This window comes from Streptomyces tauricus, from assembly GCF_014650955.1.
GTDB lineage: Bacteria > Actinomycetota > Actinomycetes > Streptomycetales > Streptomycetaceae > Streptomyces > Streptomyces tauricus.
Genome location: NZ_BMVY01000001.1, coordinates 717,392 through 741,455 on the forward strand (window position 1 = coordinate 717,392; position 24,064 = coordinate 741,455).

Here is a 24,064-nt window from a genome sequence, read left to right on the forward strand (position 1 = left end):
GACCTAGTCGAAGAGGTCCGGGTCGGTGCGGGTGATCTGGTCGAAGAGGGGCTGGAACTGGAACCAGCCCGCCAGGTCGAAGCCCACCTGGCCGTAGGTGAGTTTGGCCTCTTCGTGGGGGATCGGGATCGTGGGTCCCGATGCCTTGGCGGCGAGTTGGGCCTGGGCCGAACGTTCCATGGTGATGAACCAGTACGCGGCGGCGTCGACCGAGCCCGCCGCGGTGAGCAGGCCGTGGTTGCGGAGGATGACCGCCTTGTGTCCGCCCAGTGCCTCGGCGATGCGCCGGCCCTCCGCGGGGTCGTCGGCCACGCCCGAGTAGTTCTCGTAGCAGCCGTGGTCCTCGTAGAAGGCGCAGGCGTCCTGGGTGAGGGGTTCGAGGCGCTGGCCTGTCGCCGACAGCGCCTTGCCGTACACCGAGTGGCTGTGGGCGGCGCCGACCGCGTCGGGCCGTGCCGCGTGGACGGCCGCGTGGATGGCGAAGGCTGCCCGGTTCACCCGGTGGCGGCCCTGGACGACATCGCCCTGGTGGTTGACGAGCAGCAGGTCACTGACCTTCACGTGCTTGAACGACATGCCGAAGGGGTTGACCCAGAAGTGGTCGGGGAACTCCGGGTCGCGTGCGGTGATGTGTCCGGCGACGCCTTCCTCGAACCCGAACCGGCCGAAGATGCGCAGGGCGCCGGCCAGGCGTTCCTTGCGGTGACGTCGCTCGGCGGCCGGGTCGCTGAACACGGCGGGGAGCCGGAAGGTCAGCTTCTCCTCCGGGATCGGCGTCAGGTCCTGCCGGCCCAGCCGGTCGGGCACCCTCAACGCGGCCAGTGGGACGTGGTGTTGGCCGGCGTGGATGTCCCGGTCCCGGAGACTGGCCTGGGTGACGGGGCGCGGGAAGGAGATCTTCACGACGTTCAGTGCGGGGATGCGGAAGATCTGGACCTGCTCGGCGTCCACGCGGTACAGGTCGGCGACGACCGCCTCGTTGAGGATGGACTCGTCGGCCGCCACGGCGTATCCGGCGCTGTCCTTCATGAACGTTTCCAAGGTGACCCAGAAGGGGCCGGCGTTCTTGGAGCGGATCTCGGTCGCGTAGTCACCCAGCACGGTCGAACGGTGGACGTGTTCAGACATGGGAGACCTCGCGGGAGTGCTGGGTGCGGAACATGCTGGTGGGCGAGTCGACCTCGACGACGTGGTTCAGGACGAACTCGTAGGCCGCCCCGCGCTGGGTCTCCGCCGGTGAGGTGGCGAAGGCGAAGCTGGGCAGGTACTCCATCTCCGGCAGCGGGAGGTGCAGCATCAGGGGGTTGGCGACCTTGGCGATCGCTGTCGCGGTGGCCTGCGAGGGCGCGTTGACGAGGAGCATGACGCCGACCTCGCGGGGTGGGCCGGAGTCGGGCTCGATGTCGTCGAGAATCGCGTTGTGGCCGTAGAGGCGGATGTCCAGGCCGTAGTCGTCGTCGGTCAGTCCGAGGGTCTGGCCGACGCGCTCGGTGAGGATGACGCGCAGGAGCGCCGCCCAGCGGTCGATGTGGGCGGTGATGTACGGGTCGCGGATGCCGGTGAACGAGACCGTCTCGTAGCCGGTGACCCTGGCTCCTTCGAGTTTGATGGTGTGCTGCCCGGCGGGCTCGAAGCGGGATCCCTCGACGCGTACCCGGCGCTCGTCCAGTGCGGTGTAGGTGGCGTCGGAGACGTCCAGCGTGCCCGCCGGTTCCCGCATCCGGTACGGGTTGGCGGTCTCGTACAGCATGTGCGCGGCCACCGAGATCGGTGTGCAGGCGTTGGCCGGGTCGAGGGGCTCGATGACGAAACCGCTGTGGTCGATGGTGGCGAAGACGCCGCCGGCCCGCGGGTCCGTGGTGCACTGTCCGCCGCATTCGACGATCTTGGCGGCGTGCCAGGTGGGTCCGGCCGGCATGCCGAGCATCAGGGGTACGGCGGCGGCCAGGGCGGTGTCGGTGGCCCGTCCCGCGAGGACGACCTGGGCGCCCGCCCGGATCGCTTCGACGAAGGGTTCGTGGCCCATCATGCCGACGATGTGCGTGCAGCTTTCGAGCGTGTGCGGTTCGAGGGGGCCGTGCGGGGCCAGGGGGTGGATCCGTCCCGCGTCGAGTTCCCCCTTGAGGAACGTGGGTTCCTGCTCGCTGTAGATCCGGGCGATCCGCAGATCGAGGCCTTCCTCGGCCATGATCTGTTCCGCGATCCCCGCCACCCAGTCGACGCCGGAATCGGTGCCGCTGGTACCGCAGGAGCCCACGATGAGGGGGATGTCGGCGGTGGCGGCCGCCTTGAGGAGGATGCGCAGGTCACGGCCCACCGCGGCGGCGGTGGTCTTCGCGACACCGGCGCCGAGGTAGTGGGGTCCGGAGTCGGTGGAGCCGCCGTCGACCGCGATGACGTCCGGGTGGAGTGTCAGGCCGCGCTCGATGCTCTCCGGGGTGAAACCGGCGCCGAGCATGCCTGACGGTGTCAGGATTCCGACCCGCGCGGCGGCGTCAGTGGACGGGGGCATGGTGGTTCTCCTCGTGGGAGTCGGCTTCCTCGTGGAAGACGCGGATGTCTTCCGGCGGAAGGCTGACGGTGAGTTCGCCGGTGGCCGCCGGTCGTGTGGTGGTCACGATCACCGGGGTGCCGCCGATGCGGATGGTGTAGCGGTAGTGGTCGCCGAGGTAGGCCTGGCTGTCGACCTTGGCCGTCAGCGTGTTGCGGGGGTGGCTCGCGTCGGCGCCTCGCTGGATGTCGATGTTCTCGGGCCGGACACAGATCCGTACCGGACCGAGCCGCCTGTCCGTGTGCGGCACCTTCAGTGGCTCGGCGACGCCGTCGACGCGGAGCACGGCATGGGTGCCGTCCGCCTCGACGACCGTCGCGGCGAGGATGTTGGCGGTTCCGACGAAGTCGGCGACGAACAGGTCGGCCGGGTGCTCGTAGATCTCGGCGGGGGTGCCGACCTGGCGTACCCTTCCCCGGTCCATGACGGCGACGCGGTCGCTGACGGACAGGGCCTCGTCCTGGTCGTGGGTCACGAAGACGGTGGTGACTCCGACCTGCGACTGGAGTGTCTTGAGCCACTGCCTCGACCGGTCGCGGAGTTTGGCGTCCAGGTTCGAGAAGGGTTCGTCCAGGAGCAGCAGGTCGGGTGGGTGGGCGAGGGCCCGGGCCAGTGCGACCCGCTGCTGCTGGCCGCCGGACAGCTCGTGGGGGTAGCGGCCTGCGTGGCGGCTCAGTTCGACGAGTTCGAGGACCTCCCGCACGCGCCGCTCGCGTGCCGCCCGGGGGGTCTTGCGGAGTTTGAGGGGATACCCCACGTTCTCCGCGACCGACATGTGCGGCCAGATGGCGTAGGACTGGAACACGACTCCGCAATTGCGGTGTTCCGGTTCGACGTTGACGCGCCCGTGGTCGAAGACGACACGGTCGCCGAACGCGATGCTGCCCGAGTCGGGCTGGTGCAGACCGGCGATCGACCACAGCGTGGTGGACTTTCCACAGCCGCTGGGGCCCAGCAGGGTGAATATCTCGCCGTCCTGAACGGTGAGTGACACCTCGTGCAGAGCGGTATGACGGTCGAACTGTTTGGTGATGCCGTCCAGTTGGAGACTAGGCACGCGGACGCACCCCCAGCAGGGCGCGGCCTGCGCCCAGGACGACCAAGGTGATGACCATCTGGATGACTCCCAACGCGGCGACGGTCCCGCCGATGCTTGTTGCCGCGAGTTGCAGCATGGTGAGGCCGAGTACGGGGGTCTCGTCGGTGACAAGGAACACCGCCGGTTCGGCGTCGTTGAGCATGGCTACGAAAAGCAGCACGAATGAGGCGCCCATGGCGGGTGCGACCAGGCGCAGGACGATGGTGCGCATCGCCGTCCACCAGGTGGCGCCGGACGTACGGGCGGCGTTGTCGAGGTCGGCGCCGATTCCGGCGAGTGCCGGATAGAAGGCGCTGTAGCCGAGAGCGAGACTTCTGACCGCGAACGCGATGCCGATGCCCCACAGGCCGGCGCGGATGGCCCCGGATCGGTCGAGGAGGGCGAAGCTCCAGAAGAACGCCATGCCGGTGACGAGCGCCGGCATCATGCGCGGCCACAGCATGCCCTGTTGCAGGGATCCCCGGAAGCGGAAACGGGAGCGGTGTGCGATGACCGAGAGAACGGCGATGGCGAGGGTCGTGAGCGCCCCGCCGACTGTCGCGATGAGCAGGCTGTTGATGATCGAGTCGGTGTAGAGCGGGTTCTCGAAGACGGCGGAGAAGTTGCTGAAGGTGAGGACGCTCCACGGGGAGATGAAGGGCGACAGGATGGAGGTGAAGGCCGCGAGGACGACTCCGGCGAGCGGTACGACCACGAAGACGAGAAGGAAGAGGGCGATCGCGGCGGCTGTGAACCAGCGGGCACGCCCCAGTTGGAGTATGCGGACGCCGGTGGGTTTTCCGGTGGTCGTGGTGAAGCGCGCGGTGTCGCCCACGAGCCGGTTCCGCAGGACGAGGAGTGCGGAGACCGCGACGAGCAGGAACACCGCGCCGGCGGACACCAGGCCCTGCTGCGCGTCGTTCACCCAGTGGTCGTAGAGATACGTGGAGATCAGGCTGATCCTGTTGGAGAAACCCAGGATCAGTGGCAGTCCGAGTACTTCCATCGAGAGGGCGAAGACGAGAAGCGCCGCGTTCGTGATCGCCGGACGCATCAACGGCAGGCTGACGGAGAGCAGGCTGCGCAGCGGGCTCGCCCCCGACGTGCGGGCGGCGTCCTCCAGGGACGGGTCGATCGACAGCAGAGTGCCGCGGCACAGCAGGAAGACGGTGGGTGAGGCCACGCTCATCGCGACCACGGCCATGCCGGGGATGCTGTAGAGGTCGACCGGCATGCTCAGGACCGTGTGCGTCTCCAGCCAGGAGGACGCGAACCCCGCCGGGGTCCACATGGCCGCCCAGCCGATGATGAGGACGAGTCCGGGCAGGGCGATCGGCACGAGCAGGAGCGTCGTCAGTACCCGGCGTCCTGGAACGTCGGTGCGCGTGAGGAACAACGCGCACGTCACGCCCACCAGAATCGATCCGACGGTGTTGAGGGCGGCGAACAGTACGGAGTTGGTGACCGCGGTCCACCAGGTGCGGTCGGTGAGCAGCGCGTGGAAGTTGTCCCACGTCGGATGCCCGCCCGATTCGTAGAGCGGGGTCGACCACAGCGCGGCGGCCACGACCGGGAGGACGGACCCGACGATGACCAGCAGGGCGACGGCCCAGAGAATGTAGTGGCTCGCGTTGGTGGAGATCCCACGCCGTCGGGGCCGTTGCGGCGATGGCGTGGGGATACGGGCCGGTGGTGGCCGGAGTGGGGCGGTACTCATCGGCCGTACGCCTTCTTCCAACGGTCGACGATCACCGGCTTGTTCTTGACGATGTCCTTGGGATAGCCGCCGAGCATCATGTTGTCGGCGCCGACGACCTTTTCGACGGCCGGCAGACCGTAGGCGCACTTCACTCCGTCGCGGTACGGCGTGAATCCGCCCTCGCAGGCGGCTTCCTGTCCTTCGACCGACAGCAGGAAGTTCACGAAGACCTTTCCCGCGTCGGGCGACTTCGCCTTCCTGGTGACGGCGACGGCCCTCGGGAGGAGCGGTGTTCCGTCCGTCAGATACGTGTAGTTGAGGATCTTCGCCGCTTCCTCCCCCTCGATCAGCGCCCGGACCGAGCCGGCCACGAAATAGGTGGCCTGGTACTGCCCTTGGGCCAGTTTCTGCATCAGATTTCCGTTGCCCGACTCGACGCCGGTGTTCGGGCCCAGGGCTTCGATGTTCTTCCACCCCGCGTCGCCGTGCTTGGCGGTGTAGTTGCTGACAGCGCCGAAGGAATGGGGGTTGCTGATGTCGGTGGTCCCGATTTTCCCTTTGAGGGACTTGGACAGTTCGGCGAGGGACGTGAGGTCCTTGGGCTGCTTGTCCTTGGGAATGAGCGCGGTGTTGTACACGGCGACGAGCGGATCCTCCGACATGGAGACCACTCCCGGGGCGAGTCGCGCGTACGCGGGAAGGTGTTCGAGGTTGGGGTCCTGGTAGTCGAGGACATTGCCCTTGTCGACGAAGTTCAGTACTTCCACCGCGTCCGTGGCCATGACGACGTCCGCGGTGCGCACCCCGGTGGCGGATTCGGTGGCGTAGCGCTGGAAGGTCTGTGTGTCGTTCATGTTCAGCACACGTACGTCGATGCCGGTGTACTTCGCCTCGAAGGCCTTGGTGAGCGGCGCCATCTGGTCGGCGTCCGCGTTCGTGTAGAGGAGGACCGATCCCTGTTTCTCGGCCCTGGCCACGGTGGCCGCGTCGAGCGGGGTGGCGGGCGCCGCCTTGCCCACGTCGACCGAGGAGGTCGGTGTCGTCGACCCGTCCGTACCCGTGGAGCCTCCGCACGCGGTCAGAACGACCGCGCAGGCGGCTGCCAGAGCACAGGCCCTGGGGAGCGAGATCATCATTGATCCTCCACTATTTGCTATAGCACTAGTGCCGTAGATGAACGGGGGTTTTCCGTGCGGGACGGGCGACTCGGGGTGCGGAAGTCGAGGAGATCAGCGCACCGAGCAGGGCAAGGGCGGTGAGTACGGCGATACGCCGGGCGGGGCCACTGGGGTCACCCCATGGGTAGAGATGGTATTTGCTACAGCATCATTGTCAACCAGTTGCGCCGCGCGGAACGCGCGGGAGCCGGATGGTGACGGTGGTGCCCACTCCGACCTCGGACTCCACCCGTACCCCGCCCTGGTGCGCGTGCACGATGGCCTCCACGATGGCCAGGCCCAGGCCCGAGCCGCCGTAGGCACGGCTGCGGCTGGCCTCGGCGCGCCAGAAGCGTTCGAAGACACGGGGCAGGTCCTGGGCGGCGATACCGGGACCGTCGTCGATGACGCGCAGTCGCACGCCCTCGCGGTCCTGGGTGATCTCGACCCGTACGGCGGTCCGGGCGGGTGTGTGCTGGACGGCGTTGCCCACGAGGTTGCGCAGGACTTGCTGGAGCCGGTCGGCCTCGCCCACGACGGGCGCCCTGGGCGCGGGCGCCAGGGTGATGGCGCGTCGGGGATAGATGATCTGGGCGTCCTCGACGACGCTGGCGGCCAGCTCCGTGAGATCGACGTCGTGCCGCTCGACGGGACGGCCGGCGTCCAGGCGTGCGAGCAGGGCGAGGTCCTCGACCAGCAGGCGCATCCGTCCCACCTCGTTCTCGATGTGTTCGAGCGCTGTCTCCAGACCCGGTCCCGAGACACCGCCCTGCCGGTGCAGGTCGAGCCAGCCCGAGATGGTGGAGAGCGGGGTGCGCAGCTCGTGGGAGGTGTCGGCCGCCAGGGAGCGCACGGTCGCCTCCGCGCGGGCCTGGGCGTCGAAGGCCCGGTTGACCGCCTCGGCGAGCCGGTCGGCCTCGCTGCCGTTCCGGGTGGCCGGCAGCCGTTCCGTCAGATGGCCCTCGGCGATGGCGTCGGCGGTACGCGCCATACGGGCCAGGGGCCGCAGCCCCAGCCGCAGGACGAGCACGGCCAGCCCCAGCAGGAGCAGCAACGCGGTCCCGACCAGGACGAGCTGCCGTTTGACGAGGGCGCCGACCGTGCCGTCGCCGACCGACGAGTCGATGGTGAGGACGAGCGCCGCAGGTCGTACGTCGTCCTCACCGGGTCCGCGGTCGACGGTGAGCCCGGGGCTGGGGATACGGATCACGGCGAGGCCGTGCTCCTCGTCGTGCCCGTCGTAGTCGACGATGGTGCCGACCGGCGCGGTCGTGCTGAGCGCGGCGACCGGGCGGGCCGCCGAGGACGCCGAACCGGTGCTCAGCAGCACCTTGTTGGCGGCGTCCACGGCGACGAGACCCAGCGGAGGCCCCAGAAGAGTGCCGAGCTGGTCGGCGTCGGCGGTCTGCGGACCGCGGCCGATGACTTCGGTGATCCGGTCGGCGCTCGTTTCGAGGGTCCTCTCGTAGCGCCTGTCCAGATAGTCCTCCAGGAGGGCGCCGGTGATGACGGCGCTGGCCGTCAGTCCGGACGCGAGCAGAACGGCGAGGCCGGTCAGCAGCCGCAGACGGACACTGGAGAAGGACCAGATGCGGCGGTCGCGGAGTCTCATGTGCGGGCCTGCTCCCGGAGGGTGTAGCCGACGCCTCGGACGGTGTGCAGCAGTGGCGGACGACCGTGGTCGATCTTGCGGCGGAGGTTGGAGACGAACCGCTCGACGACGACGGTGTCTCCCCCGAAGTCGTACTGCCAGACGGCTTCGAGGATCTGGGCGCGGGAGAGGACCTGGCCCTGGTGGCTCAGGAAGTAGTGCAGCAGGCGGTATTCCGTGGGTGACAGTTCGAGGAGGCGGCCCGCGCGGCGGACCTCGTGGCGTGGGTCGTCCATCGCGAGGTCCGCGAGGGACAGGGGTGGCTCCTCGGTGGCGGCCGGTGCCCCGCTGCGGGCCCGCCGGAGCAGCGCCTGCAGTCGGGCACCGACCTCGACGACGCTGAACGGCTTGGTGACGTAGTCGTCCCCGCCCAGCCGCAGCCCCCGTACCCGGTCCTCGATCGCGTCGCGTGCGGTGAGGAAGAGGACCGGCACCTCGATACCGCGGTCGCGCAGCAGTTGCAGGATCTCGAAGCCGTCGGCGCCGGGGAGCATGACGTCCAGGACGATGACGTCGGGCGGGCGGCGGGCGACCTGTTCGAGCGCTTCGGTCAGATCGCCCGCCACGTCCACCGCGAATCCGGCGAATCCGAGGGCCGAGACCAGCAGGCGCCTGATCCCGGGGTCGTCATCGATGACGAGCACCCGGTCGGTGGTGCCCGGTGCGTCGACGGCGTTCATACGTGCTCCTTGTGCGGGCGGATGGGGCTGCACGAAGTCTGCCGACACAGGTCCGAAGCCCGTCGACGCGACCGACGCAGGTACGTCACAGGCCCACTGGAGCGGACTGCTTGCCGGGGGTCTCGGGCGCGGCATCGGGTGCGGTGCCGGACGCGGCATCGAGTGCGGTGTCGGGTGCGTGGAAGTTCTCGCCCTCCACATCGAGCCGGGGCAGGAAGCGGTCGAGGCGCCGGGGCAGCCACCAGGCCCGGTCCCCGAGAAGGGCCAGTACCGCCGGCACGAGTGTCATACGGACCAGGAAGGCGTCCACCATGACTCCGAAGGCCAGGGCGAAAGCGATCGGCATGATATCGGCGTCGTGCGAGAACAGGAAGCCGACGAATACCGAGATCATGATGAGGGCGGCGGAGGTGACCACGCGGGCGGCGTCGCGGGCTCCGGTGAGGATGGCGGCGCGGGCGTCGCGGTGACGGACGTAGTCCTCGCGCATGGCGGACACGAGGAACACCTCGTAGTCCATGGCGAGTCCGAACAGCACGGCCATGACGATGATGGGCATGAACCCGGCCACCGGCCCCGTGCTCGCCACCCCCAGCAGGCCGGCCAGCCAGCCCCATTGGAAGACCGCGACGGTGGCTCCGAACGCGGCACCGACGGAGAGCAGGAATCCGATGGTGGCCTTGACGGGTACGGCGACGGACCGGAAGGCGATCATCAGGAGGAGCAGGGAGAGGCCGACCACGACGACCGCGAAGGGGACCAGCGCGCCGCTGAGTTTGTCGGAGACGTCGATGCTGACCGCGGTCAGACCGGTGACGGCGACATAGCTGCCACCGGACTCGGCGACGGGCTTCATCTCGGTGCGCAGCCGGGAGACCAGGTCGCTGGTCTGCTGGGTACGCGGTCCGGTGTCGGGGATGATCCGGATGCGCGCGGCCGACTCGTCCTCGGCCACCTCGACGCCGCTGACGTCCGCGATGCCCTCGACGTCCCGCAGCCTGTCCTCGACGGCGGTGGCCGTCGAGGCGACGGCGGCCGGGTCGTCGTCCTCGACGAGGATCACCAACGGGCCGTTCGCCCCGGCTCCGAAGGCGTCACCGACCAGGTCGTACGCCTGACGGCTCGATGTCGTCGTGGGGCTGTTGCTCTCGTCGGTCAGGGCGAGCTTGAGCTGTGTCGCCGGAAGAGCCAGGGCGATGAGGGCGACGGCTCCGAGGACGAGCGTACGCACCGGCCGACGCAGTACGCCTTCGGTCCAGCGCACGCCCATCGAGGTCCCGCCCTGCCGTGCCGGTCGCCGGACCCGGCGTGTGCCGGCCTTGGGGATGAGTCTGCGGCCGGCCATGCCCAGCAGTGCGGGGAGCAGTCCGAGTGCCAGTACGACGGCGGCGGCCACGGCTCCCGCGGACGCGAGTCCCATGGAGGTCAGCATCGGGACACCCGCCACCGAGAGTCCGGCGAGCGCGATGACCACCGTGGCACCGGCGAAGACGACCGCGCTGCCCGCGGTCGCGTTGGCGCGGGCGACGGACTCCACGACGGGCATGCCGGCGGCGAGTTGGGTCCGGTGGCGCGAGACGATGAACAGGGCGTAGTCGATGCCCACGGCGAGCCCCAGCATCATCGCCAGGGTGGGCGCGCTGTCACTCACTCCGAGCACCGTGGCCGCGCCCATCATGGCCGCCATGGTGCCGACGACTCCGAGAACCGCGGTGATCAGCGGCAGTCCCGCGGCGAGCAGCGAGCCGAACGTGATGACGAGGATGACCAGGGCCACTCCCAGCCCGACCATCTCGGGCGGCCCGAAGGGCGAGGTCGAGGGGGCGTAGGCGTCACCGCCGTAGACCGTCCTGAGACCTGCCTGCCTGGCCCGCTCCCCCGCGTCCTTCACGGCGTCGAGCGTGCCGGCGGGCACGTCCTCGTCCTTCTTCGTCGTGAAGGCGACCTGCGCGACGGCGGTGCGGCCGTCCTCGGAGACGGTGTCGTCCTCGACCGGGTCTCCGACCTCGGCCACGCCGTGGACGTCTCCCATCGCGGCGATGCCGGCCGCCAGTGCCTCGCGCAGATCGGGGTCGGTCACCTCGCGGCCGGGCGGGGCCTGGAACACGATGTCCGCGGACTGGACGTCCGGGGAGGGGAAGTGACGGTCCATCTTGGTCAACGCGGTCTGCGCCGGTGACCCGGGGATGGAACCGCTGTCCTCGAAGGAGCCGGCGAACGAGAAGCCGAGGCCGGTGACCGCGCCGAGTGCCAGGAGCCATCCGACCAGCGTCGTTCGCCACCGTCGGGCGCCGAGAGCGCCCAGCCGGTACAGAAGTGCTGCCATGCCTGCATCCCCCATGGGTAGGTGGTTGAGGCACTGATCCTGCTCGGCGGACTTGACGGCCACCCCACGCCGAACCTGAGGGTTTCTTGACGGTCGCCGGCCGCCTTCTCGACGACCGGACAGGCCTCTCGACGACCGGACGGCTTCTCGACGACCGGCTCGCTTGTTTGACAATTATGCTGTAGCAAATACCATGTCCGTCATGGCTCTGCTCCCCCAGCTCCCATCACCGGTCACCCTCGGCGATCAGGCGTACACCGCGATCCGCGAGGCCATCGTCACCGGAACCCTGAAGCGCGGGGAGAAGGTCACGGAGCGCGGCCTGGCGGAGTCCCTCAGCATCAGCGCGACCCCTGTCCGGGAAGCGCTGCGGCGCCTGGAACAGGACCGGCTGGTGGAGCGTACGGGCCCCAGGTCGGTCCGTATCGCACAGTTCGGCAAGGAAGAGCTGCGCGAGTTCACCATGATGGAGGACGTGCTCCGGGCCCTCGCCGCCCGGCTGGCCGCGGAGAAGTCGACGGCGGCCCAGCGCCGCGAGATGTCCGACTGCCTGGACAGGGCGGACGCCTTGCGCGGCGAACTGCGCGACGCGGAGGCGGGCACCGACTCGGAGCGGGACCTGGTGCTCGAGATCCAGGGACTCATGCGCCACTTCCACACGATCGTGGACCAGGCCAGCGGCAACGCGACCCTGGTCCAGATGCTGCGTACCGTCGACGCCTTCGGCTCGGAGGAGCGGCGGGACAGCATCCTCTCGGAGGTGCGCGGCGAGCACTCGAAGGTGGTCGACGAGCGGTACAGACAGCATCGGATCATCTACGAGGCCATCGCCGCCGGCAACGGCGAGCGGGCCGAGGAGCTGATGCGGGCACACAGCCACACCTCGAACATCTCCCGGATCGCCACGCGCTTCCCGAGCTGACGCGGCTGCTCCGGGCAGGGCTACGGCGTCAGCACGATCCTGCCGAAGACCTCACCGTCGTCCATCTTCCGGTGCGCGAGCACCGCTTGGTCCAGCGGCAGCAACTCGTGCACGACCGTCGCCAGCTCACCACGGACCGCGGCGGCGAACTGTTCGCCCCGTACGGCGTGCCGGTCGGCCGAGGTGACGGTGTCCGCGCTGAAGGTGGCGAAGGACAGCGACTTCCGGAACGCGGCGAGCATCTTCGTACCGAAGTCCGCCGGTGGCTGGCCCGCCACGACGCCGACGGCGACCATCCGGCCGTTCGGGTTGAGCCTGTCGAAGAACGACGGCATGGCGTCACCGGCGACGATGTCGATGATGACGTCGTAGCCGGCCGGGGCGTCCTGTCCGCCGTTCCCGGCCCGGTCCAGTACATGGGTCGCGCCCAACCGGCCCAGCCGCGCGCCGCGTTCGGCCGACGACGTGGTGACCGCCACCGCGGCGGCACCGCCCCTGGCCGCCAACTGGACGGTCATGATGCCGATGCTGCCGGCCGCGCCGCGCACCAGGACCGACTCCCCGGGGGCGAAGTGGGCATGCGCGAGTGCGTAGTGGGCGACGACTCCTGAGCTGCCGAGCGTCACGGCGTCGGCTGCGGAGAGCCCGTCGGGGAGGGGAAGGATCTCCTGCACCGGGGCGACGGCCTGTTCGGCATAGGCGCCGCCCGTGCCGGTGAATCCCCACACCCGTCGGCCGATCCATGACGGGTCGACGCCGTCGCCCACCGCGGTGACCGGGCCCGCCACCTCGCTGCCGGGGACATGCCCCTCCTTGAAGCCGTAGGCCGCCAGAGCGCCGCTTCGGATCACGGTGTCGACACCGCCGACGCCCACCGCTTCCGCGGCGATCACCACTTCTCCGGCGGCCGGTACGGCTGCGGGCAGGTCGACCACGGCCAGACCTTCGGGGCCGCCGTACGTCCTGATCTCGATTGCCTTCACTGTCGTCTCCACGTGCTCGGATCGATGTGCCGCACCCAGTGACCAGGGCGGTTGCTTCCCGCTCCCGGACGCTAACGGACGCCCCCGTCCACTTGGGTAAAGTGAGAGCGGTGACCGATCATTTGCCTCACACGCTGCGTTCCGACGCCCTGGACAACCGCGAACGGATCCTCGACGCGGCGAGGAAACTGTTCGCGGCCGAGGGCCTGGACGTACCGATGCGGGAGATCGCCCGGCGCGCCGCGGTCGGCCCCGCCACCCTGTACCGGCGCTTCCCGACCAAGCAGACACTGGTCACCGCGGTCTTCGCGGACCAGCTGCGCGCGTGCCGCACCATCGTCGACGAGGGGTGCGCCGATCCCGATCCCTGGCGGGGCTTCTGCCAGGTGATCGAGCAGGTCTGTGAACTGCACGCACGCGACCGGGGTTTCACCGAAGCCTTCATGTCCACGTTCCCGGGCGCGGCCGACGTGGACGCGGGCCGTGAGTACACGGTGCGAGCGGTCGCCGGACTGGCCCAGCGCGCCAAGGAGGCGGGGCGCCTGCGTCCCGACTTCGTCCTGGACGACCTCATCCTCATGCTCATGGCCAACAAAGGGCTCCACACCGCCTCGACCGCCGCCCAGGTCATGGCCTCCCGGCGCTTCGCGGCGTTCGTGATCCAGGCGTTCGAGGCCTGCCCCCGGCACGCCCCGCTGCCGCCGTCGGCACGGCCGGCGTTCACGGCACGGGACATCACCTGAACTGCAAGCACCGCTCACAGCACCTGACGGAGCCGTGCGGGTGCGGGCCGCTCATGGTGTGTCCGGGGCCGCCAGTTCGAAGTCTGCACGGGCCGTCGCGACTCCGTTGATCTGCAGGGAGACGGCGTGCGGCCCGGGGTGGTAGCGGCGCGTCGTGATCGGCCGGAACGAGTGCTCCCGCGCGATGTCGATCCGTTCGTCCGGCGCGAGGGTGCGGGTGGTGAGTTTGAAGGTCTTGCCGGTCTGGCCGCCGTTGGCCTTGCGGTGGTGCACGACGTAGTCGATCGTGAGCCGCGCCTGGACGTCGCCGGTGTTGCGGATCGACGCCGTGAAGCGGACCGTGCCGCCGAACGGGACGACGGCGTGGTCCAGTCGGGGTCCTTCGACCTCCAGGGTCGCGGGAGGGAATCCGAGCAGTTCCAGGGCGCCGGGGTGGCCTCGCTTGACCAGGGTGCGCAGCCCGTGGCGCACCAGGCGCTCCGTGGTGGCGCCGGGGTTCTCCAGCCAGCGGCGGGCCGCGGCGACGACGATGTCCGGATGGTCGCGGCTGAGGTCGTTGAGATGGTTGGCGACCGAGCGGCGTACGTACTCGCTCTCGTCGCGGTAGAGGGCGTCCAGGATGGGCACGGTCACCGCGGGACGGGCCAGGATGTCCGGGACCCGTACCGCCCAGGGAAGGTAGGGGCGGGTGCCTTCGGAGGCCAGCCTGCGCACGTCGGCGTCGGCCGAGCCGGTCCAGCCGCCCACGACGACGCCGAGGGCCCGGTCGAGATCGTGCCGCAGCAGGGTCCTGATGGCGAACTCCGAGGACAGGCGCCCGGTGAGACTCGCGAGGAGGTCCATCGCGTCGTCGAAGGCCGCCGCCCCGCCCTCCTGGACGGCGCGGGTGGCGAGAGCGCTGGTGACCGGCCAGATCAGCCATCCGGTGAACTGCGGGGCGTGGTCGCGGGCGACGCGTACCGTCCGGGCCAGCGCCGCGTAGTCGCCCGGAAGGTCCGCGAGCAGCGCGTCGCGCAGCAGGTCGGCACGCTCCCGCAGGGACAACGGGTCGATCAGTTCGGGCGCCGCGCGCAGCGCCGTGAGTTCGGCCTCCGGAGCGGCCGTCCGCATGGCACTGATCAGGCTCTGCACGGTGTGGCGGCCGATGAGTTCGTCGGCGAACGGCATGGCGGGCTCTCCAGCGGTGTTACTCGGTCTTCCGCCCGTCGGCGAGGATCGCGCGGGCGCTTCGCATCAGGTGTTCACGCACCTGGGCGGGATCGTCCAGGTCTCCCCCGGTCATCGCCCCGTCGCGCAGAAGCACCAGAGCGGCCGTGGTGTGTTCGCGGTCGGTGCAGCCCGCGGCGGTCACGAGGTTCAGGACCGTCTGCCGGAACCAGGACCGGTGTGCCTGGACCGCCAGCCGGACGGGGTGCTCGGGGTCCGGGTACTCGGCGGCCGCGTTGATGAACGGGCAGCCGCGGAAACCGGGGCCGCAGATCTCCTCCCCGATCCCGGCCATCATCATGACGAGCAGCGCCTCCGGGTCGGTGGTCCCCCGGAACGCCTCCGTCACCAGCGCCCTGATCTGCTGGTCGCGCTGCTCGACATGGGCGAGCACGAGGTCTTCCTTGCTGGGGAAGTGCCGGTAGAAGGTGGCCCTGGTGACCTGGGCCTCGGCGATGATGCGGTCCACGCCGACATGGCGGATGCCGTCGGCGTAGAAGATGGCGGACGCCGTCTCCAGGAGCCGGGTGCGGGCCGGAGACGAGGTTCCGGAAGCGGGGGACGAGGTCACGCCCTCACTATACCGGAACGACCGTTCTCCCTGACGATTCCTGGAACGAGCGTTCTCGCGTGGACCGCCGCAGCGCACACGCCCTGCCATGCCCTTTGCTCATCTCCCGCGCCACCTCCCAGGAAGACGGAGCATTCTGCCTCCCTGGATCCAGGAAGAAGGAAGAGGCACCCGCTCCCTTACGGGTCGGACAGGGCGATGCGGGCTGTTATCCGCTTGCCGACCGGCTCTTGGTGGATCTCCAGGTCCTTGGCGACGGCTTTGACGATCTCCAGGCCGTGCTGGCCGACCCTGCCCGCGTCGGCGGCATGCGCCTCGGGGACCGTCGGGTCGCTGTCCCACACGACGACATCCACCGTCTCAAGGGTCACGCGCAGCTCCATCAGCACGGGGCCGGGGGCGTACTTGCAGGCATTGGTGACCAGCTCGCTGACCACCAGCTGCGTCAGATCCATCACACGGGCGGTGACGGCCGAGTGGTGCTCGGTGCGAGCCCGTTCGAGGAAGGCCGCGGCGTGATGACGGGCATCGGCGATGCATCCGTCGTCCCCGCCTATGGCGTAGCCGGTCTGCATCATGTGTCTGTCCGACCCTGTACAGCCGTCACCGTCGTCGTGGGGTCCCACCGGCACCGCCCTCATTCTCCGTTCACAGGCGCTCCGCTACCCGTGGTCCCGTCATTCATGCATCGTACAAATGTGCTCTCCGGCACAGCTGTGTGGGTGCGGGAGGTGAAGCGTTCGGGCACAATGGCCGGGCACCTCGTGGCCCGGGGCAAGTCCGGGCACACAACCGCAGTCGAGGAGACGGTGACCCCCATTCAGAGCGTGGATCAGCCAGGCCAGCTCTCCGTCGAGCACTCCGCGATCGACGGCATCCGTGTCGTGACCGTGCGGGGCGAGATCGACCACACCGTCAAGGACATGCTCAGCGAGGCTCTGCTGTCGCCCGACGGTGAGACGCCTCCGCGGACCGTGGTCGACCTCAGCGGTGTGACCTTCATGGACTCCAGCGGGATCAGCGTCTTCATCGGCGCGTACCAGGCGGTCAGCGACACCCAGGGCTGGCTGCGCATCGCAGGCGCCCAGGAAGCGGTGCTGCGGATCCTGCAGATCGTCGGGATGGACACGTTGATCAGTTGCCACCCCACCATTGAACAGGCCGTGAACGCCTGACCGCCCGGCCGTATCGCCAGATGGCCGCCCGGCTGCCCGGCCGCCCGAGTAACTGGGCCCAGGACTCCTGAGCCGCCGGGCCGCCGGTCGGGCCCTCTTCGCAGTGAGCGCGCGGGGTGCGCCACGTAGCATGCGGGGCATGTCGGACGCATCGCCTCAGCCGGAGCCGTTCACCCCGCACACCGAGCCCGCCGCGCTCGAAGATCTCCGTACGCGGTTGCGTGCGACACGCTGGCCGGACGCGCCCGAGGACGCCGGTTGGTCGCTCGGCACCGATGTCGACTACCTCCGTGAACTCGTCGCCTACTGGGCGGACACGTTCGACTGGCCCGCGCAGGAGGCCGCGCTCGCCCGGCTGCCCCGCTTCCGCGTCCGGCTCGGCGGCCTGGGCATCCACTTCGTGCACGCCCGGGCCGTCGCGCCGGCCGGCCCCGTTCTGCCCCTGGTCCTCAGCCACGGCTGGCCGGACTCGTTCTGGCGCTATTCGAAGGTCGTCCCGCTGCTGACCGATCCCGGCGCGCACGGCGGTGACCCCGCCGACGCGTTCGACGTGGTCGTGCCGGACATGCCGGGTTACGGGTACTCGGACCGCCCCACCGGCCCGCCGCTCAACTCCGTCGGCGTCGCGGGCCTGTGGGCCGAGCTCATGGACGTCCTCGGCTACGCGCGGTTCGGCGCGGCGGGCGGGGACATCGGCAGCCACGTGAGCCGCTATCTCGCGCTCGACCACCCCGACCGGGTCGTGGCCGTCCACCGTATGGACGGTGGGCTGCCCGTCTTCACCGGCGACCCGGCCGAGCTGGCACCGGAGGAGCGCGCCTGGTTCGCGGAAGCGGCGGCGTGGGGCGCGAGCGAGGGTGCCTACGGGGCCATCCACCGCACCAGGCCCCAGACCGCCGCCGCCGGACTCAACGACTCGCCCGCCGGGCTCGCCGCGTGGATCGTCGAGAAGCTGCGGGCGTGGAGCGACTGCGACGGCGACGTCGAACGGAGCTTCACCAAGGACGAGATCCTGACGAACGTCACGCTCTACTGGCTCACCGGCACGATCGGCTCCTCGATGCGCATGTACAACGCCAACGGCGCGCTCCCGCCCGAGCAGCTCACCCGCCGGGTCGAGGTGCCGTCCGGGTTCTCGCTCTTCCAGGGGGACATCGTCCGCCCGCCGAGGGCATGGCTAAAGCGCACGACGAACGCCGTATACGTGAATGAGCCCGCGCGCGGTGGGCACTTCGCGCCGTTCGAGGAGCCCGAGCTCTACGCGGAGGAACTGCGGGCGTTCTTCCGTCCCTACCGGGCGGCGGCGAAGAACTGAGAACGAGGGCGCGAGAACGAGGGCGCTGCCGCAGTTGCCCCAGGCGCGGTGGATGCCCGTGCCCGGCGTGCCCGGTGTGGCAGGCACGGCAGGCGTGAGAGGCGTGAGGGGCAGGCGCCGTCAGTCGGCCCACGGCCCGTCCGCCCGGGGGGCCGTGCGCGCGACGACCGTGTGCCGGGCGGCCGAGCGCAGGGCGAACAGCCGGGTGAGCGGGTGGAAGCGGTAGCGGCCCGGGGCGCGGGACTCCAGGAGCTGTACGTCGACCAGCTGCTCCAGGATCACCTCGGTCGCCGACACCGCCGCACCGGTCGTCGCGGCCGCCTCCGTGACGGTCAACTCGCCCTGTCCCGCCGCCAGCAGAGGGAGCGCGAGCGCCGCCGCGCGGCTGGCGGGCCCCCGGGCCAGCAGCTCCCGGTGGCCGGCGTCCAGGGCCGCGTGCATGTCGAGATCCGCGAAGGACAGCTCCGCGAGGCGCCCCGCGGGATCGGCGAGCCGGTCGGCGAGTTCCCGCACCGGCCACCGCGGGCGCGCCGCCAGACGGGCGCCCGCGATGCGCAGGGCCAGCGGAAGGTGGCCGCAGTGGTGGGCGATCGTCTCGGCGGCGCCGCGTTCGGCGGCCAGCCGTCCCGGTCCCGCCCAGAGACCGAGGACCTCGATGGACGCCGGGGGTGTGAGGGGCGAGAGGTGGAGGTGGACGGCGCCGTTGAGGGTGGCGAGGACACCGAGGCTGGTGACGATGACGGCACAGCCGTGGGCCGCGGGCAGAAGCGGACGTACCTGGGCCGCGTCCAGCGCGTTGTCCAGGACGATCAGCATCCGTCGCTCGGTGAGCAGCGTGCGGTAGGCCGCCGCCGCGTCCGCCTCGCTGCCGGGGCAGAGCCTCGGCTCGCCCAGCGCGCAGAGGAATCGCCTGAGGACGGCGGCGGGCGGAACGGGACGCTCGCCGCGATGTGAACCCCGCAGGTCGGCGTAGAGCTGACCGTCGGGGAACCGCTCGCCGAGCCGATGGGCCGCGTGCACCGCCAGCGCCGACTTGCCGACGCCTCCGGGGCCGTCGAGAGCGACCACGACGGGACCGCTCCCCCGCTGCCCCGGGCGCAGCACGTCGAGCGCGTCCAGCTCCCCCGCCCGGCCGAGGAGTTCGGGGATGTCCGCGGGCAACTGGCGGGGGACGGGAGACAGCGGACCGGTGTCGTCCGTGCCGGGCGGGACCGCGCGGCCGCTTGCGGCCAGGCGGGCGCGGCGGGCCTCCTCCACCCGGTGGCGGGCCGTCGCCAGCTGCCGGAGCTCACGGCCGGTGACACCGAGCAGTTGGACCAGGGTGTCGAAACGGTCCGTCGGTGGCAGGGTCTTGCCGGCGAAGTAGTCGCCGATCACCCCGTGCGCCCAGCCTGTGAGCGCGGACAGCTGTCGGTAGGTGGGCTGTGCTCCGCCTCCCCTGCGCGCGGCGCGCCTGCGCAACTGCCGTAGCAGCGCCGCCAGTTCCTCGGTCGTGTGCACGGCGTCGACCGGGCCGATGCCCGCTGCCGCCTCCTTCGGTTCCCCGTCCGCCGGATGTCCGGCCGCCCCCGGTCCGCCTGACATTCGTTCGCATCCTCCGCACCGGCGCACACCGGGCGACCGCTGGGGGCGTCGCCCGGCCGAGGCCATCCGAACCTGTCCGGCGCTGCCCGATATCCCGAACCGCTCCCCGGGACGCGCGCGAGCATCCAACTACCGCTCGGGTCCCGCGATTCGGCGACCGGGCATCGCACCGGCTGTCACTGGGGCATTCGTGGAGTGCCGCCCAACGGTTTGGTACCGCTTCCCTCGAATTCCGGGCCTCGCGTGCGGGGCCTCACGTTCCGGGCCCCGGTCCCGGACACCGAGCGTCGAACCAGGCATGACCGATATCGGACGACGAAGGAGACGCAACCTCCATGAGCAGGATCTGCAACAAATCTCCCGACCTTCCTGAACTCCACCACTCCGGCCGCCCGCAGCCGCAGCACCGCGGCGAGCCCGCTCTCCAGGGCGCGCAGTGCCGTGCGTACGAGGGTCAGCGCACCGAACACGGCGAGGGCGACCAGTGCGCGCCGGGCCTCCTGCGATCCGGCGCCCGCCGTCACGGCTCCGGGCAGCGCGCCCACGAGCCGACCGGTCCCGACCACGATGAGCGGGCCGGTGAGCGCCCCGCAGACCACGGTCAGGGCGAGGGCGGCCGTGTACGGGGGGGGCCTGCCCGCCACAGCAGCCGGACCGCCGCCGTCCATTCCTGCCCTGTACGCATACCGGCCTCCTGCGCCGCGCGCCACCGTCGGGAGCACGATGCTCACAGAGGAGGCGGGCGGCCCGGTGACGGTCCCGGGCGTGACCGGACGCTGCCGGTCGCGGGTGGGGTCCGCGGGTAGGGTCGGCCGGTATGACCGTCGCTCGTTCCGTCGCCCTGTTCGCCGTCGCCGCCCTCTTCGAGATCGGCGGCGCGTGGTTGGTGTGGCAGGGCGTCCGCGAGCACAGGGGCTGGATCTGGATCGGCGCCGGTGTGGTCGCGCTGGGCCTCTACGGCGTCGTCGCCACCTTCCAGTCCGACGACAACTTCGGGCGGATCCTCGCCGCTTACGGCGGGGTCTTCGTCGCGGGTTCGATCGCCTGGGGCATGGTCGCGGACGGCTACCGCCCGGACCGTTACGACGTCGTCGGCGCCCTGGTCTGCCTCACCGGCATGGCGGTGATCATGTACGCGCCTCGCTCACACTGACTCCCGACACCCGTCGGGGCTGCCGTCGCCCGTCACACCGCCGAACGCCTTCCTTCCTTCCGGCAGGTGGGCGTCGAAGACGTCGACGTGTCGCTCATGGGTGCGTTCCTAGATGCCGGCGAGGACGGAGGGGTCGCCCTCGGTCCAGGCGTTGTCGACGGTGAGGTGCCGGATGACCCACACCTGGCCCTGCCTGGCCAGGTCCACGTCGTACCGGTTGGTCATCAGGACGTGACGCGAGTGGTCCTCGCGGGGCAGGTGCTGGCACGCCATGATGCCTTCGAGGTGTGCCGTGTCGCCGTCGAGAGTCACCCTCGGGTTGCTCAGCGAGTGCGTGGTGTCCAGGTGGCCGAGTGAGCCCAGCAGGGCCGCGGCGATGGTCCCCCCGCCCTTGATCGGCGGGTACTCCTGGCCGGCCTTCTTCGTCGCCGGACCGAAGTCGGCCACCGCGTCGTCCGCGAAGGCGGAGGCGAGCAGTTCCTCGTCGCGCAGGTCGAGACCCGCGGCGTAGCGGTAGAGCGTCTCCACCGCGGCGAACTTGTCCTCGATCGCCGTGGGGGCGGTGGCGCTGTCGGTGGTCGTCATCTCGCGTCCTTGGTCGGTGGGCTGGTGCTTCTTCACCGTAGACGACTATTTGACACATGTCGAATAGTCGTCGACGTCGACAGCGGGCCGGTCGCAGGCGAGTCATGCCCGAAGAAGGCCGAGGGGGTGAGGTCCGCCGATGACCTGCGCAGTAGTGTGCGGGGATGGTGAGTGACCAGTCCCCGGCCGTCGAAGCGGATCCGCGCTTCACCCGCTCGCGACGGGCGATCGCGGACGCCCTGGCCGACCTCATGCGGCAGAAGCGGACGAGTCCGTCGGTCTCCGCCCTGGCGGAAGCCGCCGGCATCCACCGCGCCACCTTCTACAACCACTTCGACTCGGTCGAGGAGGCCGCGGTGTACGTGATCGCGGACGAATTCCGCGCCCTCCACGACCTGAACATCAGCGACCGGCGGAGGGGCGGGGAGCCCGCCGAGCTGGCCGTGGCGACACTGAACGCCATGCTCGACACCCTCAAGCAGCGAAGGAGCCTGTTCCTGCTGGCCTCGACATGGCGGTCGCCGAGCGGGCTGATGGGAATCGGCGACCTCCTCCTCGAACAGCTCCACGCCCTGAGGCGCGACCTCGGCATCGACGAGCGGGAGACCGGCCCGGGGAACTCGGTCGAGGACGTCTATACGGCCTCCGGAGTGCACGGAGTCTTCTCGGCCGCCGTCGGAGGGAACACCGACTGCGACCCGGAGGAGATCGCGGTCCGCCTGTACGCACTGCTGCCCGCCTGGATCCACCACCCCCCGCAGCCGCCGACGACCTGAGGATGTGGCGGCACCCTCCCCGGGGCAGGCCCTACGCGCCCATGTCGCGCAGGGTCCGCTCCAGGCCCCCGCCGATGCGGTCCATCGTGGTCGCGTAGGCCTCCGGCATGTCGACGTCGAGCCGGTCGGCGAGCACGAAGACCCACCACAGGCACTCGGCCAGCTTGTGCCGCAGTTCGGCGTCCACGTCACCGTCGATGCCCCAGGTGCGCTCGGCGGCGAGCACCAGGCGCCCGACGTAGGCGGCGTCGTTGGTGAAGCCGATCGCGAGTTCCGGCAGGGTCCAGGTCCTGCCCAGCACCCGCTGTTCGACCTGTTCGTACTGCGCCCGGACCTTCAGTGCCCTGTCGTCGGCCTCGACGAGTCCGGCCTCGCCGTCGTGCGCCTGTGTCTCGTTCATACGGGTGCCCTTCGAGCAGTTTGGTGATTCGGTCTGTCGACGGACAGCTAATGACATGTCCGACATGGTGACTCCATCACGTCAGGTGGTGCAGCGCAGTGGTGAGCTGCCAGTCCACGCTGTCGTGGTCGATCGTGGCGTGGACGGGCGAGTCCGCCATCTCACCGGTGATGCTGGCGGCCCCGGCCCGCGCGTGCGGCAGGCTGTCGTAGGCGACGATGTCGAGGACGCGTCCGTCGTCGGTCCCGACGATGCGCCGCCACAGGAAGCCGGGCTGCCGCCTGAGATAGGCGTCGATGTCGGCGTTCGCCTTCACGAAGTCGTCGGCGGTGTGGCCCGGGGCCGGCCGCAGGGTGGTGATCTCGAGCGTTTCCGTCATGGTGTGTTCCGTTCCTGCCGTGTCGTGGTGTCGAGGGGGTCAGCGGACGAAGGCCTTGGCGGCCAGGCCGTTGATGGTGGTGTCACCCTGCTGGAAGCCGACCATGGACTCGGTCATGTTGTGCGGGTAGTCGAGGACCGGCGCCGTGAGCGCGCTCAGCTCACCGGTCTGCTCCTCGGTGAGCGTGACGTCGAGCGAGGCGAGGTTGGCGGCCAGCTGCTCCTGCGTACGGGCACCCACGAGCGTGGACGTGACCTCGGAGCGCTGCCGGACCCACGCCAGCGCCACCGCGGCCACGGTCGTACCGAGGTCGTCGGCGATCCTCTTCAGGGCGTCGAGCAGGACGAAGGTGGACTCGGTCAGGTAGGCGGCGGCGTAGGCCGTGCGTCCGGAACCTGCCACCTCGGTGGCGGTGCGGGAGTACTTGCCGGACAAGACCCCGCTGGCCAGCGGGCTCCACGGTGTGATGCCGAGTCCGAAGCGGCGGGCCGCGCCGAAGGTCTCGCCCTCGACGCTGCGGGCGAGCAGCGAGTACTCCACCTGGAGCGCGGCGACGGGCTCCCACTCGCGCAGCCGGGCGGTCGTGGCGGCCTCCGCGACCCACCAGGCAGGCACGTTGGACAGGCCGATCGCGTTGATCTTTCCGGCCCGCACCAGGTCCGTGAGGGTCGACAGGGTCTCCTCGACGGGGGTGTGCCGGTCCCACTGGTGCATCCAGTACAGGTCGACGTAGTCCGTGTTCAACCGGCGCAGGGACGCGTCGAGCTGGGCCCGGATCGCCTTCCGGCCGGCGCCGCCGGAGTTGGGGTCGTCCGCCCGCATGCTGCCGCCGAACTTCGTCGCCAGGACGACACGGTCGCGGCGGCCGGGGCGCTGGGCGAAGTAACGGCCCAGGGTCTCCTCCGAGGCACCGCCGTTGTACATGTTGGCGGTGTCCACGAAGTTGCCGCCCGCGTCGAGGTAGTGGTCCAGCAGCCCGAACGAGGTCTCCGGGCCGGAGCCCCAGCTGCCGTCGTCGAAGTTCATCGCGCCGAAGGCCAACGGGCTGACCCGCAGACCGGAACGGCCGAGGGTGCGGTACGAGGTGAGAGACATGGTGTTCCTTCTTGGTTCTCGGAATCGGCTCTGAC

24 protein-coding genes and 1 pseudogene are annotated in these 24,064 nt (G+C 70.2%); 6 read left to right on the top strand and 19 right to left on the bottom strand.

The window, feature by feature from the left end:
- Positions 1-3 precede the first annotated feature (3 nt).
- The 9 genes and pseudogenes from IE278_RS03005 to IE278_RS03040 form a co-directional block, all read right to left on the bottom strand.
- Entirely contained in the window at positions 4-795 is a 792-nt protein-coding gene (locus IE278_RS03005; RefSeq protein WP_373311894.1) for a class II aldolase/adducin family protein, read from the bottom strand.
- A 75-nt stretch (positions 796-870) separates the two neighbouring features.
- Positions 871-1,128 (bottom strand): annotated as a pseudogene (locus IE278_RS41800) (DUF4387 family protein); the annotation flags it as partial.
- Positions 1,121-2,512 (bottom strand): acyclic terpene utilization AtuA family protein, encoded by a 1,392-nt coding sequence (locus IE278_RS03010; RefSeq protein WP_189768363.1) that lies wholly within the window; start codon positions 2,510-2,512, stop codon positions 1,121-1,123. The gene IE278_RS03010 and the pseudogene IE278_RS41800, both read right to left, overlap by 8 nt.
- Positions 2,496-3,608: an ABC transporter ATP-binding protein gene (locus tag IE278_RS03015; protein WP_189768365.1), complete on the bottom strand. Its 1,113-nt coding sequence runs from the start codon at positions 3,606-3,608 to the stop codon at positions 2,496-2,498. The genes IE278_RS03010 and IE278_RS03015 overlap by 17 nt, the downstream gene beginning before the upstream one ends.
- Entirely contained in the window at positions 3,601-5,346 is a 1,746-nt protein-coding gene (locus IE278_RS03020) for an ABC transporter permease (protein WP_189768367.1), read from the bottom strand. Before IE278_RS03020 ends, IE278_RS03015 begins: the two co-directional genes overlap by 8 nt.
- Entirely contained in the window at positions 5,343-6,464 is a 1,122-nt protein-coding gene (locus tag IE278_RS03025; protein ID WP_189768369.1) for an ABC transporter substrate-binding protein, read from the bottom strand. The genes IE278_RS03020 and IE278_RS03025 overlap by 4 nt, the downstream gene beginning before the upstream one ends.
- Before the next feature lie 196 nt (positions 6,465-6,660).
- On the bottom strand, positions 6,661-8,097 hold the full coding sequence (locus tag IE278_RS03030) for a sensor histidine kinase (protein ID WP_189768370.1): 1,437 nt from the start codon (positions 8,095-8,097) through the stop codon (positions 6,661-6,663).
- Positions 8,094-8,816, bottom strand: coding sequence for a response regulator transcription factor (locus IE278_RS03035; protein WP_189768372.1), 723 nt, complete (start codon positions 8,814-8,816; stop codon positions 8,094-8,096). The genes IE278_RS03030 and IE278_RS03035 overlap by 4 nt, the downstream gene beginning before the upstream one ends.
- An 85-nt stretch (positions 8,817-8,901) precedes the next feature.
- On the bottom strand, positions 8,902-11,142 hold the full coding sequence (locus IE278_RS03040; protein WP_189768374.1) for an MMPL family transporter: 2,241 nt from the start codon (positions 11,140-11,142) through the stop codon (positions 8,902-8,904).
- 202 nt (positions 11,143-11,344) lie between these two features.
- On the opposite strand from IE278_RS03040, the gene IE278_RS03045 reads away from it, so the two are divergent.
- Positions 11,345-12,064, top strand: a complete 720-nt coding sequence (locus IE278_RS03045; protein ID WP_189768376.1) for a GntR family transcriptional regulator — start codon at positions 11,345-11,347, stop codon at positions 12,062-12,064.
- A 20-nt stretch (positions 12,065-12,084) separates the two neighbouring features.
- On the opposite strand, the gene IE278_RS03050 is transcribed toward IE278_RS03045, so the two are convergent.
- A complete protein-coding gene (locus IE278_RS03050; protein WP_189768378.1) occupies positions 12,085-13,047 on the bottom strand; it encodes a zinc-binding dehydrogenase in 963 nt (320 codons plus the stop codon).
- Positions 13,048-13,157: 110 nt separating this feature from the next.
- On the opposite strand from IE278_RS03050, the gene IE278_RS03055 reads away from it, so the two are divergent.
- Positions 13,158-13,790, top strand: coding sequence for a TetR/AcrR family transcriptional regulator (locus IE278_RS03055; RefSeq protein ID WP_189768380.1), 633 nt, complete (start codon positions 13,158-13,160; stop codon positions 13,788-13,790).
- A 51-nt stretch (positions 13,791-13,841) separates the two neighbouring features.
- On the opposite strand, the gene IE278_RS03060 is transcribed toward IE278_RS03055, so the two are convergent.
- The 3 genes from IE278_RS03060 to IE278_RS03070 all read right to left on the bottom strand — a co-directional run bounded on the left by IE278_RS03060 (position 13,842) and on the right by IE278_RS03070 (position 16,142).
- Positions 13,842-14,957, bottom strand: coding sequence for a DNA alkylation repair protein (locus IE278_RS03060; RefSeq protein WP_189768382.1), 1,116 nt, complete (start codon positions 14,955-14,957; stop codon positions 13,842-13,844).
- A gap of 19 nt (positions 14,958-14,976) precedes the next feature.
- Positions 14,977-15,567: a TetR/AcrR family transcriptional regulator gene (locus IE278_RS03065; protein WP_246569788.1), complete on the bottom strand. Its 591-nt coding sequence runs from the start codon at positions 15,565-15,567 to the stop codon at positions 14,977-14,979.
- A 179-nt stretch (positions 15,568-15,746) separates the two neighbouring features.
- On the bottom strand, positions 15,747-16,142 hold the full coding sequence (locus IE278_RS03070) for an ATP-binding protein (RefSeq protein WP_189769057.1): 396 nt from the start codon (positions 16,140-16,142) through the stop codon (positions 15,747-15,749).
- Between the two features lie 234 nt (positions 16,143-16,376).
- Here IE278_RS03070 and IE278_RS03075 point away from each other — a divergent pair, with 234 nt between their 5' ends.
- Complete coding sequence (locus IE278_RS03075) at positions 16,377-16,742, top strand: STAS domain-containing protein (protein ID WP_246569790.1); 366 nt, start codon at positions 16,377-16,379, stop codon at positions 16,740-16,742.
- 139 nt (positions 16,743-16,881) lie between these two features.
- The gene (locus IE278_RS03080) at positions 16,882-18,057 is read left to right on the top strand and encodes an epoxide hydrolase family protein (RefSeq protein ID WP_189768386.1); all 1,176 of its coding nucleotides are present in this window, start codon (positions 16,882-16,884) and stop codon (positions 18,055-18,057) included.
- 120 nt (positions 18,058-18,177) lie between these two features.
- Here the strand turns inward: IE278_RS03080 and IE278_RS03085 are convergent, their stop codons facing one another.
- Together IE278_RS03085 and IE278_RS03090 are read right to left on the bottom strand one after the other, a co-directional pair.
- The gene (locus IE278_RS03085; RefSeq protein ID WP_189768388.1) at positions 18,178-19,641 is read right to left on the bottom strand and encodes a helix-turn-helix domain-containing protein; all 1,464 of its coding nucleotides are present in this window, start codon (positions 19,639-19,641) and stop codon (positions 18,178-18,180) included.
- 176 nt (positions 19,642-19,817) lie between these two features.
- A complete protein-coding gene (locus tag IE278_RS03090; protein ID WP_189768390.1) occupies positions 19,818-20,285 on the bottom strand; it encodes a hypothetical protein in 468 nt (155 codons plus the stop codon).
- A gap of 173 nt (positions 20,286-20,458) precedes the next feature.
- Between IE278_RS03090 and IE278_RS03095 the strand changes: the two genes are divergently transcribed.
- Positions 20,459-20,794 (top strand): YnfA family protein, encoded by a 336-nt coding sequence (locus IE278_RS03095; protein WP_189768392.1) that lies wholly within the window; start codon positions 20,459-20,461, stop codon positions 20,792-20,794.
- A 108-nt stretch (positions 20,795-20,902) separates the two neighbouring features.
- Here IE278_RS03095 and IE278_RS03100 read toward each other — a convergent pair whose 3' ends face one another.
- The gene (locus tag IE278_RS03100) at positions 20,903-21,379 is read right to left on the bottom strand and encodes a nuclear transport factor 2 family protein (protein ID WP_189768394.1); all 477 of its coding nucleotides are present in this window, start codon (positions 21,377-21,379) and stop codon (positions 20,903-20,905) included.
- A 164-nt stretch (positions 21,380-21,543) separates the two neighbouring features.
- On the opposite strand from IE278_RS03100, the gene IE278_RS03105 reads away from it, so the two are divergent.
- Positions 21,544-22,155, top strand: coding sequence for a TetR/AcrR family transcriptional regulator (locus tag IE278_RS03105; protein WP_189768396.1), 612 nt, complete (start codon positions 21,544-21,546; stop codon positions 22,153-22,155).
- Between the two features lie 31 nt (positions 22,156-22,186).
- Here IE278_RS03105 and IE278_RS03110 read toward each other — a convergent pair whose 3' ends face one another.
- The 3 genes from IE278_RS03110 to IE278_RS03120 form a co-directional block, all read right to left on the bottom strand.
- Positions 22,187-22,555, bottom strand: coding sequence for a nucleoside triphosphate pyrophosphohydrolase family protein (locus IE278_RS03110; RefSeq protein WP_189768398.1), 369 nt, complete (start codon positions 22,553-22,555; stop codon positions 22,187-22,189).
- A gap of 76 nt (positions 22,556-22,631) precedes the next feature.
- Complete coding sequence (locus IE278_RS03115; protein ID WP_189768400.1) at positions 22,632-22,934, bottom strand: hypothetical protein; 303 nt, start codon at positions 22,932-22,934, stop codon at positions 22,632-22,634.
- A gap of 39 nt (positions 22,935-22,973) precedes the next feature.
- On the bottom strand, positions 22,974-24,029 hold the full coding sequence (locus IE278_RS03120) for an aldo/keto reductase (RefSeq protein WP_189768403.1): 1,056 nt from the start codon (positions 24,027-24,029) through the stop codon (positions 22,974-22,976).
- Between the last annotated feature and the right edge of the window lie 35 nt (positions 24,030-24,064).